This is a genomic window from Microbacterium sp., assembly GCF_047605725.1.
Taxonomy (GTDB): Bacteria; Actinomycetota; Actinomycetes; order Actinomycetales; family Microbacteriaceae; genus Microbacterium.
The window spans coordinates 1-13,569 of record NZ_JASGFE010000002.1; the positions used below are offsets into that span (position 1 = coordinate 1).

General features: G+C 71.8%; 12 protein-coding genes. 4 read left to right on the top strand and 8 right to left on the bottom strand.

Annotated elements, in window-relative coordinates; all coding sequences use genetic code 11:
* The first annotated feature begins 57 nt into the window (after positions 1-57).
* Entirely contained in the window at positions 58-420 is a 363-nt protein-coding gene (locus tag QM641_RS00785; RefSeq protein WP_415112463.1) for a hypothetical protein, read from the top strand.
* A gap of 81 nt (positions 421-501) precedes the next feature.
* Here the strand turns inward: QM641_RS00785 and ribH are convergent, their stop codons facing one another.
* From ribH to QM641_RS00810, 5 genes are all read right to left on the bottom strand, one after another.
* Complete coding sequence (gene ribH / locus QM641_RS00790) at positions 502-975, bottom strand: 6,7-dimethyl-8-ribityllumazine synthase (RefSeq protein WP_415112465.1); 474 nt, start codon at positions 973-975, stop codon at positions 502-504.
* Complete coding sequence (ribA, locus tag QM641_RS00795) at positions 972-2,246, bottom strand: GTP cyclohydrolase II (RefSeq protein WP_415112467.1); 1,275 nt, start codon at positions 2,244-2,246, stop codon at positions 972-974. Before ribA ends, ribH begins: the two co-directional genes overlap by 4 nt.
* Positions 2,243-2,869 (bottom strand): riboflavin synthase, encoded by a 627-nt coding sequence (locus tag QM641_RS00800; RefSeq protein WP_415112469.1) that lies wholly within the window; start codon positions 2,867-2,869, stop codon positions 2,243-2,245. The genes ribA and QM641_RS00800 overlap by 4 nt, the downstream gene beginning before the upstream one ends.
* Positions 2,869-3,966, bottom strand: a complete 1,098-nt coding sequence (ribD, locus tag QM641_RS00805; RefSeq protein ID WP_415112471.1) for a bifunctional diaminohydroxyphosphoribosylaminopyrimidine deaminase/5-amino-6-(5-phosphoribosylamino)uracil reductase RibD — start codon at positions 3,964-3,966, stop codon at positions 2,869-2,871. Before ribD ends, QM641_RS00800 begins: the two co-directional genes overlap by 1 nt.
* A gap of 377 nt (positions 3,967-4,343) precedes the next feature.
* The gene (locus tag QM641_RS00810) at positions 4,344-5,627 is read right to left on the bottom strand and encodes an ATP-binding protein (protein ID WP_415112473.1); all 1,284 of its coding nucleotides are present in this window, start codon (positions 5,625-5,627) and stop codon (positions 4,344-4,346) included.
* Positions 5,628-5,937: 310 nt separating this feature from the next.
* Between QM641_RS00810 and QM641_RS00815 the strand changes: the two genes are divergently transcribed.
* Together QM641_RS00815 and glpK are read left to right on the top strand one after the other, a co-directional pair.
* Entirely contained in the window at positions 5,938-7,677 is a 1,740-nt protein-coding gene (locus QM641_RS00815; protein ID WP_415112475.1) for an FAD-dependent oxidoreductase, read from the top strand.
* A 38-nt stretch (positions 7,678-7,715) separates the two neighbouring features.
* A complete protein-coding gene (gene glpK / locus QM641_RS00820) occupies positions 7,716-9,254 on the top strand; it encodes a glycerol kinase GlpK (RefSeq protein ID WP_415112477.1) in 1,539 nt (512 codons plus the stop codon).
* Between the two features lie 221 nt (positions 9,255-9,475).
* Here glpK and QM641_RS00825 read toward each other — a convergent pair whose 3' ends face one another.
* A complete protein-coding gene (locus tag QM641_RS00825; RefSeq protein ID WP_415112479.1) occupies positions 9,476-10,150 on the bottom strand; it encodes a GOLPH3/VPS74 family protein in 675 nt (224 codons plus the stop codon).
* Positions 10,151-10,168: 18 nt separating this feature from the next.
* Positions 10,169-11,029, bottom strand: coding sequence for an Fpg/Nei family DNA glycosylase (locus QM641_RS00830; protein WP_415112481.1), 861 nt, complete (start codon positions 11,027-11,029; stop codon positions 10,169-10,171).
* Positions 11,030-11,385: 356 nt separating this feature from the next.
* Between QM641_RS00830 and QM641_RS00835 the strand changes: the two genes are divergently transcribed.
* Positions 11,386-12,252, top strand: coding sequence for a DUF559 domain-containing protein (locus tag QM641_RS00835; protein ID WP_415112483.1), 867 nt, complete (start codon positions 11,386-11,388; stop codon positions 12,250-12,252).
* A gap of 193 nt (positions 12,253-12,445) precedes the next feature.
* On the opposite strand, the gene trpS is transcribed toward QM641_RS00835, so the two are convergent.
* A complete protein-coding gene (trpS, locus tag QM641_RS00840) occupies positions 12,446-13,453 on the bottom strand; it encodes a tryptophan--tRNA ligase (protein ID WP_415112621.1) in 1,008 nt (335 codons plus the stop codon).
* Positions 13,454-13,569: the final 116 nt, after the last annotated feature.

The window sequence follows — 13,569 nt, forward strand, 5'->3', positions numbered from 1 at the left end:
CATCATCGCCGCACTACGACCGGACGCGGGGCACTAACCTGACACGATCCAGGCCTGATGCGGTGGTCGACACGCGCACCGCGGAGCGCGCGCGCCACGCGTGGCCTGGCGTACGCCCTGTATTGCCCGCCGACGCCGTTCTCTGGGGCATCGGTCACAGAACTGGATCGCGCCGCGCTGCGTCTGCTGCGCGCCGGGCAGGCGGCGCGGCAGCGCCTGAAGAAGCGGCATGTCACCGGTGACATCAACGAGATCACCGCAGAGATCGCTGCGCTCACCCTCGCCACCCCGGCCGGGTTCGAGAGCAACCAGGCGCGTAACGAGAAGCAGCCCGTCCATACGCCCGGGCATAACAGGCACAGCGTCAGCGAGCGCCAAGATGCCGCGATAGCCTTCCGTCGCTGGATCGAGCAAGAGTGAGCGAGTGGATCGATAAGCTCAGCGTGCGCATCTCAGCCCTGATCCGTAAGCTCTTGAGCCTTGGCCCGTCCGCTCCGCGTGTCAGCCGCGGATGCCGCGCAGGACCAGGGCCGTGCGCAGGGCCGCGTCGGCGGCCTCGGCGCCCTTGTCCTCCCGCGAGCCGGGCAGGCCGGCGCGATCGAGGCCCTGCTGCTCGTCGTCGAGGGTCAGCACGCCGAACCCGACCGGCTTGCCGGTCTGCAGCGCAACCCGGGTCAAGCCGTCGGTCGCCGCCGACGACACGTACTCGAAGTGCGGCGTGCCGCCTCGGATGATCACGCCCAGGGCGACCGCGGCATCGGCCCCCGCCTCCAGGGCCGCCTGGCACACCACCGGCAGTTCGAACGAGCCGGGAACGCGCACGAGGCGCCAGGTCGCGCCCGAGGCGGCGAGCACGCGTGCAGCTCCGGCGACGAGCCCCTCGGCGATCGTGTCGTGCCAGGTGCCGGCCACCACCACGACGTCCAGCCCGGTCGCGTCGACGGCGTCTGCCTCGGGTGCTCCGTGTCCGCTCATCGCTCGTTCTCCTCGCTGTCGTCGAGCGCGCTCTGCAGTGCGCCCGGGTCGATGACGTGCCCCATGCGCTCGCGCTTGGTGGCCAGGTACTGGTGGTTGTCACGGCCGACGCCGACCAGCAGGGGCACCTGCTCGACGACGTCCAGCCCCAGCTCGGCGAGCCGGCTGACCTTGTCGGGGTTGTTGGTCAGCAGCCGGATGCGGTCGACGCCGAGGTCGGCGAGAATGCCCGCCGCCGCCGCGTAGTCGCGCGAGTCGGCGGGCAGGCCCAGAGCCAGGTTCGCGTCCACCGTGTCGAGCCCGCGCTCCTGCAGGCTGTAGGCGCGCAGCTTGTTGATGAGCCCGATGCCGCGGCCCTCGTGGCCGCGCATGTAGATCACGACGCCGCCATCCTGCTCGATGGCGTCGAGCGCGGCATCCAGCTGCGGCCCGCACTCGCACTTGAGCGAGCCGAACGCCTCGCCGGTGAGGCACTCCGAGTGCACGCGCACGAGCGGCGTGCACTGGGTGAGATCGCCCGCGACGACCGCGAGGTGGTCGGTGCCGGACACCCGGTCCTTGTAGGCGAGGAAGCGGAACGAGCCGTGCGAGGTCGGCACGGTCGCCTCCGCGCGCAGGCTCACCCGTCGCCGGTGCGACCCCGACGAGCGGTCGTCCCGGGGCTCGACCTCGTCGAGGTGGGCAGCGAGCTGCTCGATCGTGATGACCGGCACGCCGTCGCGCGCACCGAGCTCGAGCAGTCCCGGCATCCGCATCATCGACCCGTCCTCGGCGACGACCTCCGCGATCGCCCCGACTGGCTGCAGGCCCGCCAGCCGCATGAGTTCGACGGCCGCCTCGGTGTGGCCGCCGCGCTCGCGCACGCCGCCGTCGACGGCGCGCAGCGGCAGCACGTGTCCGGGGCGGATCACGCTCGCCGCGGTCGCGGCGGGGTCTGCCAGCACGTTCAGGGTGTGCGCGCGGTCGGCGGCGCTGATGCCGGTCGAGATGCGGTCGGCGGCGTCGACGCTGACCGTGTAGGCGGTGCTGCGGGCGTCTTCGTTGACCGCGACCATGGGGGGAAGGTCGAGCCGGTCGGCCCATTCCGCCGGCATGGGCGCGCAGATGAAGCCGCTCGAATGGCGCACGGTCCAGGCGATCCACTCCGGGGTCGCGAGCTCGGCCGACAGCACGACGTCGCCCTCGTTCTCGCGGTGCTCGTCGTCGGCGACGATGACGGGGCGCCCGGCGCGCAGGGCGTCGAGGGCGTCGGACAGCGGGGAAAGGCTCATCGGGGGCCTCCTTCGGTCGCCGGGAAGGCGAGCAGCCGTCGCACGTGCCGCGCGAGCACGTCGGTCTCCAGGTTCACGGCGTCGCCGGCGCCGCGGGCGCCGAGCGTCGTGGCCTGGAGCGTCTCGGGGATGAGCGAGACCTCGAACCAGGGCTCGGGCGAGGCGGCATCGCTGACGGCGCTCACGGTGAGCGAGATGCCGTCGACGGCGATCGAGCCCTTGTCGACGACGAGCGGGGCGAGGGATGCCGGCATGCCGATCCGCAGCACCCGCCACTGCGCGCCGGGGCGCACCTGCACGACCTCGCCGGTGCCGTCGACGTGGCCCTGCACGATGTGACCGCCCAGGCGCCCGTGCGCGGCCATCGCGCGCTCCAGGTTCACGGGGGTTCCGGGCGTGACAGCGCCGAGCGTCGAGGTGTCGAGGCTCTGCCGCATGACGTCGGCGGTGAAGCGGTCGCCGCCGCGGTCGACGACCGTGAGGCAGACGCCGCTGACCGCGATGGAGTCTCCGTGCGTCGCGTCGGACACCGCCACGGGCGCGCGTACGGTGAGGCGCACCCCGTCGCCGGACGGCTCGACGGCGAGGACTTCGCCGATCTCCTCCACGATTCCCGTGAACATCAGTGCTCTCCTTCGGTAGTCGATCCGGGCGCTGCCGGCGCCTCGACGGAACGCGGGGTCGCGACGATCAGCAGGTCGTCGCCGAGGCGCTCGAGGCCGGTCACCGCGAGCCGACGCCGATCGGCGATCGTCTCGACGCCGAGCGGGCCGAGCGCGGGCCGGTCGGCGCCGTCGGCGCCGCGGCCGATCAGGGTCGGCGCCACATAGGCGAGCACCTCGTCGACCAGACCGGCGCGCAGGAACGCGCTCGCGATCGTCGGCCCGCCCTCGACGAACACGCGGTGCACGCCGAGGCTCCGCAGTTCGTCGAGCACGGACGGGTGGTTCGGGCTCTCGCCGCCGAGGTTCTCGCCGTCGCGGTGCAGCACGCCGTGCGGGTGCCGCAGCACCGCGGCATCCGCCGGGATCCGGCGCCGGCCCAGCACCACAGGCAAGGGCTGGTGGTCGTACAGGGTGCCGTCGTCGCGCCGCGCGGTCAGGGCGGGATCGTCGGCGAGCACCGTGCCGATGCCGGCGACGATCGCGTCGGCCGCGGCGCGGCGGCGGTGCACGTCGGCGCGCGCGGCGGCGCCGGTGATCCACCGGCTCGTGCCGTCGGGTGCGGCGGCGCGGCCGTCGAGGCTCTGCGCCCACTTCACGGTCACGTGCGGGCGCCCGAGGCGCTGCACGGTCAGCCAGGAGTCCAGCAGCGCCGCGGCGTCGCCCGCGAGGACGCCCCCGACGACCTCGACCCCGGCGGCGCGGAGCCGTGCGGCACCACCGGATGCGACCGAATTGGGGTCGTCCACCGCGTACACGACGCGGGCGGCGCCCGCTGCGATGAGCGCCTGAACGCACGGGCCGGTGCGGCCGGTGTGGTTGCACGGCTCCAGCGTGACGACGGCGGTCGCGCCGCGCGCGGCTCCCTCCGGCAGGTGCGAGAGGGCGTCGACCTCGGCGTGCGCGGTGCCGGCGCCGCGATGCCATCCCTCGGCGAGCACGTCGCCGGCGGGGGAGAGGATGACGGCGCCCACCTGCGGGTTCACCCCGCGCGGTCCCCGGGCGGCGAGGGCGAGCGCGCGACGCATGGCGCCCTGTTCGCGGTCCGTCGCCGTCATCCGTGGTCCTTCGGTCGAGGCTCCGGGAAAGGCGTGGCGCAACGCACAGCGCTGCCCCGTGCTGCCTCCCATCCGGACTCGCGAGGGTCTCGTCGAGAAACCCGTCGCATCACCGTCGGTCCCGGAGTTCCACCGGGTCAGCCGTCCCGGCCAGGTGGCCGAGGGGCTCGCGGACTGTCACCGCCGGTTCGGATTCCCACCGATCCCGGAGCACGTGTCTGTTGTCGAGTGTAGTAACGCTGGACCGTGACCGGCATTCCCGGTGCGCACCGGCATCCGCCCCCGGTCCTCTTCCCGCCCCGAAGTGCTCCGACGGTGGTGTGAGCGGATGCCGGGAGGAACCCGCATGGTCAGGCGCGATCTGGCGCGCGGCGCGGTCACGGACCCAGGAGCGCGGCGGGGATGACGGCGATGCCATCCGCCCGGCGGTAGGCGACCGGGCCCGTGGTGATGACGGCGGCGTCGGCGAGGTGCGCACCCATGCGGTCGCGAAGCCAGCGCAGATGCCGGACGTCCGAGTCGGAGACAGTGGGTGCGAGTTTGACCTCCAGCGCGACCACGCGTCGCCCGCGGTGCACGATGAGGTCGACCTCATGATCGCCGTTGCGGGTGCGCACGTGTCCGACGCGGGCGCCGTCGTGCGTCGCGTAGACCTGCACGCTGAGAGCGACGAGCGCCTCGAACAGCCGCCCGAGAAGGGTGCCGTACCCGGTGCCGAACCGGGAGAGCAGCGGATCCGCGTCGAAGGCGCCCTCCCGCAGGTCGCTCGCATCGACGCCCAGGAGCCGGCACGCGAGAGCGGGGTCGGCAAGGAAGTGCACTGGACCCTGTCCGAGGCGACCGAGATCTGTCGCACCGGGCGCCCAGGCGTCGAGCGGGTCGAGCAGCCAGAGGCTGTGAAGAACATCGCGGTACGCGATGGTGGTGGTCTTCGCCGGCTTGTTCGATTCGCCCGGCGTCGCAGCGTCGAGGATCTTGGCGTAGCTCGCCGTCGTTCCTGTCGCTGCCGCATAGGCACACAGCCAGCGTCGCAGCGTCTCGGGAGCCCGCACGGCGAGACCTTGGTCGGGGAACTCTCGCTGAACCACGTTGTCGAGATAGGCATCGAGCTGCATTGCGCGTCCCCGGGCGCTCAGTCGACGGATACCCGGAAAGCCCGACGCGGTGATCTCTTCCACGTAGTCATGGAGCGTGAGCGCGCTTTCACCGGTGATGTCCGCCGTCCCCGCGAGCATCGCTTCGAGCGACACGGTAGGGACGACCAGTGCGCGCTCGGCGAGGGACATCGGCCGCATGCGCAGCGCGGCGATGCGCCCCGCTCCGGAATGGACGGCGGCTCCGCGCGGAGCGGCACTGCCCGTGAGGAGCACACTGCCTGCGGGCGCACCCTCGTCGACCCAACGGCGTACGGCGTCCCAGCTCTGCGGCGAGCGTTGCCACTCGTCGATCAGCATGGGCCGTGCGGCGGCGCGCAGCCGATTCGGATCCGCATCGAAGAGCTCGCGCTGCGCGGGATCATCGAGTCGCACCGTGGTGGCTGCGAGCCGCTCCGCGCTCGCCGTCTTTCCGACGCCCTTCGGACCGTTGATCGCAACCGCCGGAAGCTCGATCAGCGCAGCGCGCAGTTCGTCGTCGATCGCGCGAGGCAGATAGGGGTCCACGTTGCAAGGCTACCGATCGCAGGTTCACTACGCTACCGTTCGCAGAACTTATGAGCTACCGTTCGCCTGCGTCCCGGCATCCGCCCACCCCGCTCCCCGCCCCGCGCCCCGCGCCCCGCGCCCCTGGCCCCCCGCCTCTCATCCCACGAAGTTCGGAGAATCGCGCGTACTTCGGAGGATCTGGCCGAAATCCTCCGAAGTACGTGCGACTCTCCGACGTTGGTGCGACCGGATGCCGGATGCCGGATGCCGGATGCCGGATGCCGGATCGCACGCGCCGCAAGGCAACCACGCGTGCGAGTATTGGCACGTGAGCGAGCAGGGGGACGAGTTCGACGGCGCGTCGACACGACGATTCACACAGCTGACCGAGCGGCCGTACGCGGACGTGCTGATCATCGGCGGGGGCATCAACGGCCTCGCGACCTTCCGCGACCTCGCCCTGCAGGGCATCGACGTCGTCCTGGTCGAGCGCGGCGATTTCGTCAGCGGGGCCTCGTCTGCCTCGTCGCACATGATCCACGGCGGCATCCGCTATCTCGAGAACGGCGAGTTCCGCCTCGTGAGAGAGGCCGTGACCGAGCGCAACCGGCTGCTGCGGCTCGCCCCGCACTACGTGCGGCCGCTGCGTACCACGATCCCTGTCTTCTCCACGTTCTCCGGCGTGCTGAGCGCGCCGCTGCGGTTCCTGCGCCACGGGGCCGGCCGTCCGCGCGAGCGCGGCGCCGTCCTGATCAAAGCGGGGCTCGTGCTGTACGACTCGTTCTCGCGCGGCGGCGGCGCGGTCCCCCGCCACGCGTTCCACGCGCGGCGCCGGTCGCTGCGCGCCCTTCCCGCACTGAACCCGCAGGTGAAGTACACCGCCACCTACTGGGACGCGTCGCTGCACGACCCTGAGCGGCTCGCGATCGACGTGCTGCGCGACGGGCGCGCTGCGGGCGGCGATCGCGCCCGCGCCGCCAACTACGTCGAGGCGGTGCGCGCCGAGGCAAGCCGCGTCGTGCTGCGCGACGCGATCAGCGGCGACGAGCTGCCGTTCGCGGCATCCGTCGTCGTCAACGCGACCGGGCCGTGGACCGACCTCACCAACGCCGGTCTCGGCGAGCCTACCGGCTACATGGGCGGGACCAAGGGCGCGCACATCGTCCTGGACCACCCCGAACTGCTCGCCGCCACCGGCGGACGCGAGATCTTCTTCGAGCACTCCGACGGCCGCATCGTGCTCGTCTACCCGCTGAAGGGCCGGGTGCTGGTCGGCACGACCGACCTCGAGCACGACCTGGCCGACCCGATCGAGTGCACCGAGGCCGAGGTGGACTACTTCCTCGAGCTCGTCCGGCACGTCTTCCCCGCCATCGCGGTCGACCGCGCACAGATCGTGTACCGCTTCGCCGGGGTGCGGCCCCTCCCCGGTCACGGGCACGTCGCCCCCGGGTTCGTCTCGCGCGACTACCGCATCGAGCAACGACCGCTGGGCGGACCGGATGCCACACTCCTCAGCCTCGTCGGCGGCAAGTGGACCACGTTCCGCGCCTCCGCCGAGAGCCTCGCCGACCGGGCGCTGCGCGTGCTCGCGCGGCCGCGGCGGCGCTCGACCGGCGAGCTTCCCATCGGGGGAGGGCGCGGCTACCCGACCACGGACCGTGCACGGGCGGTGTGGATCGCCGACCGGCCGCAGCTGCCCGCCGCGCGCGTGGATACCCTGCTCGACCGCTACGGCACGATCGCCGACGCCGTGATTGCCGCGATCGTCGCCGACCCAGACGATGCGCAGCTGCGCACCCTCCCCGGGTACAGCTCCGCCGAGCTGCGCCACCTCGCCCGCACCGAGGACGTCGTCCACCTCGACGACCTGCTCATGCGGCGCACCGGCATCGCCTTCACCGGCCGGGTGAGCGCGGACTCGGCCGCCGAGGTGGCCGAGGTCGTGGCCCCCGTGCTGGACTGGACCCGGGACCGGATCGAGGCGGAGGTCGCGCGGGCGCTCGCGCGGGTGCATGCCGCCGACCCGACCTGGAGCCCGCTCGCCGCCACCGGCGAGGGGAGATGACGCCGAGGCGATGCGGCCTCGGCGGAGAGGAGACGACGATGTCCGACCACGTGATCGCGATCGACCAGGGGACCACGTCGACGAGGGCGATCGTGTTCGACGCGCACGCGCACATCGTCGCCATCGCGCAGCGCGAGCATCAGCAGATCCTGCCGCGCGCCGGCTGGGTGGAGCACGACCCGGTCGAGATCTGGACCAACACCGAATGGGTGCTGGCTCGAGCGCTCGGCAAGGCCGGGCTGTCGGCATCCGACATCGCGGCGGTCGGGGTGACCAACCAGCGCGAGACGGTCATGGTGTGGGACCGCCGCACCGGGCGACCCGTGCACAACGCGATCGTGTGGCAGGACACGCGCACCCAGCCGCACATCGACGCGCTCACCGCCGAGCGGGGCGTCGACGCGTTCGCCGAGGTCACCGGCCTGCCGCTGGCGGCCTACTTCTCCGCATCGAAGCTCGCGTGGTTCCTCGACCACGTCCCGGGTGCGCGCGCGGCCGCCGAGGCCGGCGACCTGATGTTCGGCACGCCGGACACGTGGGTCGTGTGGAACCTCACCGGCGGGAGCGAGGGCGGCATCCACGTCACCGATGTCACCAACGCAAGCCGCACGCTCCTCATGGACCTGCGCACGCTCGACTGGTCGGACGAGCTGCTGGCGGTGTGGGGGATCCCGCGGGCCATGCTGCCGCAGATCCGCTCGTCGTCCGAGGTGTTCGGCGAGGTCCGCGTGCCCGCGGTGCTCCGGAGCGTGCCGATCGCCGGGATCCTCGGCGACCAGCAGGCGGCGACCTTCGGGCAGGCGGCGTTCGGCGCCGGGGAGTCGAAGAACACCTACGGCACCGGCAACTTCCTGCTCGTGGGCACGGGCACCGAGATCGTGCGGTCGGATGCCGGGCTCATCACCACCGTCGCGTACCGGTGCGGCGACGAGCCGGCCCGTTACGCGCTGGAGGGCTCGATCGCCGTCACCGGGTCGCTCGTGCAGTGGCTGCGCGACAACCTCGGGATCATCCAGCGCTCGGAGGACGTGGAGACCCTCGCCGCGACCGTCGCCGACAACGGCGGCGCCTACTTCGTGCCGGCCTTCTCCGGTCTGTTCGCACCGTACTGGCGCCCCGACGCGCGAGGTGCGCTCGTGGGGCTCACCCGCTTCGTGACCAAGGCGCACATCGCCCGCGCGGCGCTGGAGGCGACGGCATTCCAGACCCGCGACGTCATCGATGCTGTGATCAGCGACACCGGCAGGCCGCTGGCCGAGCTGCGCGTGGACGGCGGGATGACCCGCAACGACGCGCTCATGCAGTTCCAGGCCGACGTGCTCGGCGTGACCGTCGTGCGGCCCCGGATCGTAGAGACCACCGCCCTCGGGGCGGCATATGCGGCGGGGCTGGCGACCGGCGTGTGGGGCGGCTTCGACGACCTGCGCGCCCACTGGCAGGAGGAGCGGCGGTTCGAGCCGGCCATGCCGCGCGAGGAGGCCGAACGCCGCTACCGGCTGTGGCGCAAGGCGGTGTCGAAGTCGCTGGACTGGGTCGACGACGACGCGCGCATCATGGCCGGCGGAGCACAGGCCTGAGGCCTGACCGGGGGAGCGCGCGGGTCAGCTGCCCGTGCATGCGCGGAGGGTCAGCTGCCCGTGCCTGCGCGGAGGGTCAGCTGCCCGTGCCTGCGCATAACTCAGGCAGAGCGCCCCAGCCGAGCCCGTTTCGGCCGCTGTAGGCGTGTTCTGCCTGAGTTATGAACGCGCGGCGGGGGTGACCCAGTGCGCGGCGCCCCGCGGGCGGGGCGGGCCGGAGCTCAGCGGCTCACAGCGGGGCCGATCGCGCTGCCTCCGCGCGAGGCCTTGGCGCGATTGAACTGCAGGCCGAGCGTGATCCGCGCGACCGCGGCCTCGGTCGCCGGCGCGGCGCCGACGATCGCGGCGACGCGCTGCTCGAACTGTGCGCGGTCGCGCGTGCCGGAGAGCTTGCTCAGCAGCTGCGGCGCGATGTCCAGTGCCGTCGCGGCGGCGAGGATCGTGGCATCCGCCGCGGTGGGCTCACGCTCGCCGGAGAACACCTCGGCCAGTCGGGCACGGATGCGCTGCTTGGGCCCAGGGTCTGGCTGGGGGGTGCGGGGAAGGCCGAAGCCGAGCAGCTTGCGTCGTCCGCGTTCGAGCAGACCCTCGTGGACGAGCGACTCGACCACGGCGATCTCGGGGTTGAACCGTCCGGAGCTGATGAGGCCGGTGACCTTCGCGCCGTCGCGGTCCTGGATGCGCTCGATGCCGAAGTCGAGGGGAAGCCGGCCGCTCGGCGCGGTCGACACGACCTGGATGCGTTCGGGGGAGTCGCCGGTGACCGAGATCCTCCCGGCGACGAGCAGGTCGGTCAGGAGCGCGGCATTGAGCCCCTGGCCGTAGGGCGAGCCGAATACCTCCGGGTCGCCGTTCTCGCGGATCAGCAGCAGGTACAGTTCCTCGACGGTGAGCATGCACCGAGGATAGCCGCGCTATTTCAGCAGGCGCGACAGTCGCCGATCGGCGAGGAGCTTGCCGCCGGTCTGACAGGTCGGGCAGTACTCCAGGCTGCTGTCGGCGAAGAAGACCGATCGCACCGCGTCGCCGCACACCGGACAGGCCTCGCCGCGCCGTCCGTGCACCTGCATGCCCCGCCGTTTGGCATCCTTCAGCTCGGCCGGGGGCTTTCCGGATGCCGTGGCCACGGCATCCGTCAGCGTCTCGATCATCGCGGTGTACAGGCGCGTGACCTGGGCCTCGTCGAGGCCGGCGGCGAGCGCGTACGGCGACATGCGGGCGGCGTGGAGGATCTCGTCGGAGTAGGCGTTGCCGACGCCGGCGATGACGGACTGGTCGCGCAGGACCCCTTTGATCTGCGTGCGCCGTCCGCTCAGGAGAGCGGCGAACGCGTCGCGATCGAAGGCCGGGTCGAGCGGGTCCGGTCCGAGGCGCGCGACCCCGGGGACGTCGTGCGGTTCGCGGACGACGGAGACGGCGAGCGACTTCTTCGTGCCCGCCTCGGTGAGGTCGAAGCCCGAGCCGTCACTGAGCGCGACGCGCAGCGCGATGGGCGTGCGGCCTGGACGGATGACGGTCGCGGGGAGCCTCTCGTACCAGCGCAGCCAGCCCGCCTTGGCGAGGTGGAAGATCAGGTGCGGGCCGGTCGTGGCGAGGTCGATGAACTTCCCGTGTCGGACGGCGCCCGTGATCGTGGCATCCTTCAGCGCGTCGATCGGCGGATCGTAGGTCTTGAGCGCGGCGATGTTCGCGACCGTGAGCCGCGTGATCGTGAGGCCGTCGAGCCGCCCGCCGAGGAAGTCGACGAGCCCCTGCACCTCCGGCATCTCGGGCATGCGCCCATCCTCCCACGACCCCGCCCGCGCCCACCGGCCCCTGCGTGCACCCCCGGCTCACTGCCTCCAGGGGTGGATCAGACCTGGCGGCGCCCTTGCCGGTCGCCTCTGCTCGCCAGTCACTGTTCACAATTCAGGCAGCGAGGCGGATATGCCGGGTATGGCCGCCTCTGGGGCGGAGTTCTGCCTGAGTTATGCGCACGTGACCGCACGTGTCTGTGCGGATGCCGGCGCCCTTCGGGCGCCGAAGGCGGTGGGATGACGACAACCTCTCCACAATCGGCGATCTGCCGAAGTTGTCCACAATTCGGGGCATCGGCCGCATGCCGGCGCCGGCGTTGGGCCACCCTGGGGACATGCTTCAGGCTCGGGTCGAACACGGGGAGATCCTCACCCGCGCCGATCTGCTCGCCGCGGGCATGCGTCCGCGTCAGATCACGATCGCGGTCAGGGAGGGAAGGCTCCAGCGACTCCGTCGCGACCGGTACCTCGTGGGTTCGCTCGACGGGGTCGATCAGGCCGTTCGCGTGGGCGGCCGGCTCGCGTGCGTGTCGCTGCTGGCGCAGCTGGGCGTGTTCGTCCTCGACGACTCCCGGCTGCATGTCCACGTCGACCACTCGATGTCCCGCCTGCGCTCGCCCCATGACAGGCAGCGTGCCCTGGACCAGCGCTCCCGCCGCAACCTCGACCTGCACTGGTGGACGCTGCGCGGCGACGGGGCGACGCTCGGCCACGTCGGGCTCTTCGACGCCGTCGCTCAGGCGATCAGGTGTCAGCCGCCTCGCGCGGCTGTCGCGACGATCGACAGCATCCTGCATCTCGGCCTCATGACGCATGCCGAGCTGTGCGACGTCTTCGGCTGTCTGCCCGATTGCTACCGCGTTCTCCTCTCCTTGGCCGACGGCATCGCCGAGTCTGGCCCGGAGACCCTCATGCGCTTGATCCTTCGACAGCTCGGACTGCGCTTTCAGGCCCAGGTGAAGATCCCCGGCGTGGGTCGAGTGGACTTCCTCGTCGAGGGCTGGCTGATCATCGAGTGCGACAGCAAGGCGCATCACGAGGGCTGGGCGAAGCAGCGTCAGGATCGGCGCCGTGACCTGGCCGCCGCAGCCCGGGGCTACGCGACGCTGCGGCCCCTCGCCGAGGACATCATGTACGACACCGTCCTGGTCGCTCAGTCCGTGCGCGGAATCGCGCGCACCCGTCGCCGCCGCGCAGCGTAGGCGACAGGCGTGAGACCATCCGAGTCATTGCCGTCGTGCGCATAACTCAGGCAGATCCAGGTCTCCGGGGCTGTTTCATGGCGCTGGCTGGTGGATTGCCTGAGTTATGCGCAGCGCCGCGCCGAGACCTCGGGCACGAGGCCTCGATACGGCACGCGCAGGTATGAGGATGCCGGACGGCCGAGGCCCCGGGTCAGGCCCGGCGGAGCAAGCCGACCTTGTCGTAGACGTCGGCGAGCGTCGCGTTCGCGACCTCCTCGGCGCGCCCGGCGTTGACCGCGAGCACGCGGTCGAGCTCGGCGGGATCGGCCAGGAGCGCCAGCGCGCGCTCGCGCACCGGGGCGAACTCGTTCACGACGACCTCGGCGAGATCCTTCTTGAAGTCGCCGTAGCCGCGTCCGGCGTACTCGTCCTCGATGGCCGGGATCTGCCGCCCGGTCAGCGCGGCGTAGATCACCAGCAGGTTCGACACGCCGGGCTTGGCCTGCCGGTCGTAGCGCACCGAGCCCTCCGAGTCTGTGACCGCGCGCATGATCTTCTTCGCCGTCACCGCCGGGTCGTCGAGCAGCCACAGCACACCGGCATCCGACTCGGCAGACTTCGACATCTTCGCGGTGGGGTTCTGCAGGTCGTAGATGCGGCCCGTCTCACGCTGGATCACCGGCATCGGCACCGTGAAGGCCCGGCCGTAGCGCGCGTTGAACCGCTCGGCGAGGTCGCGCGTGAGCTCGACGTGCTGCTTCTGGTCCTCGCCGACCGGCACGATGTCGGTCTGGTAGAGCAGGATGTCGGCGGCCATCAGCATCGGGTACACGAGCAGACCGACGGATGCCGCGTCCTTGCCGTACCGGGCGACCTTGTCCTTGTACTGGGTCATGCGCCGCGCTTCGCCCTCGCCGGTGAGCGTCGTGAGGATCCACTGGAGCTCGGCGTGCGCGGGCACATGCGACTGCACGTAGAGCGTGGCGCGCGACGGCTCGATCCCGCCCGCGATGTACTGGGCGGCGGTGCGCCGCGTCTTCTCGCGCAGCTCGGCCGGGTCGTTGGGCTGGGTGAGCGCGTGCAGGTCGACGACCGAGAAGAACGCCTGGTACGACTGCTGCAGCTCGCGCCACTGCATGAGCGCGCCGATGTAGTTGCCGATCTGGAGGGAGTCGGCCGAGGGCTGCATTCCGGAGTAGAGGCGCGGTCTGGTCACCAGACAATCCTAGGGTGGGGCGGATGCCGTGCCCTCCGGCATCCCGTCCGGCATCGGCTCCGTGCCTCGGCGCCGGCATCGGCTCCGTGCCTCGGCGCCGGTCCTCGTGTCGGCGCCAC

What these genes read in the sequence shown, in the direction of transcription:
- glpK (WP_415112477.1), top strand. Translation starts at nt 7,716, where the DNA reads ATGTCCGACCACGTGATCGCGATCGACCAGGGGACCACGTCGACGAGG.
- QM641_RS00785 (WP_415112463.1), top strand. Translation starts at nt 58, where the DNA reads ATGCGGTGGTCGACACGCGCACCGCGGAGCGCGCGCGCCACGCGTGGC.
- ribD (WP_415112471.1), bottom strand. Translation starts at nt 3,966, where the DNA reads ATGACGGCGACGGACCGCGAACAGGGCGCCATGCGTCGCGCGCTCGCC.
- QM641_RS00835 (WP_415112483.1), top strand. Translation starts at nt 11,386, where the DNA reads ATGCTTCAGGCTCGGGTCGAACACGGGGAGATCCTCACCCGCGCCGAT.
- ribH (WP_415112465.1), bottom strand. Translation starts at nt 975, where the DNA reads ATGAGCGGACACGGAGCACCCGAGGCAGACGCCGTCGACGCGACCGGG.
- QM641_RS00800 (WP_415112469.1), bottom strand. Translation starts at nt 2,869, where the DNA reads ATGTTCACGGGAATCGTGGAGGAGATCGGCGAAGTCCTCGCCGTCGAG.
- ribA (WP_415112467.1), bottom strand. Translation starts at nt 2,246, where the DNA reads ATGAGCCTTTCCCCGCTGTCCGACGCCCTCGACGCCCTGCGCGCCGGG.
- QM641_RS00830 (WP_415112481.1), bottom strand. Translation starts at nt 11,029, where the DNA reads ATGCCCGAGATGCCGGAGGTGCAGGGGCTCGTCGACTTCCTCGGCGGG.
- QM641_RS00825 (WP_415112479.1), bottom strand. Translation starts at nt 10,150, where the DNA reads ATGCTCACCGTCGAGGAACTGTACCTGCTGCTGATCCGCGAGAACGGC.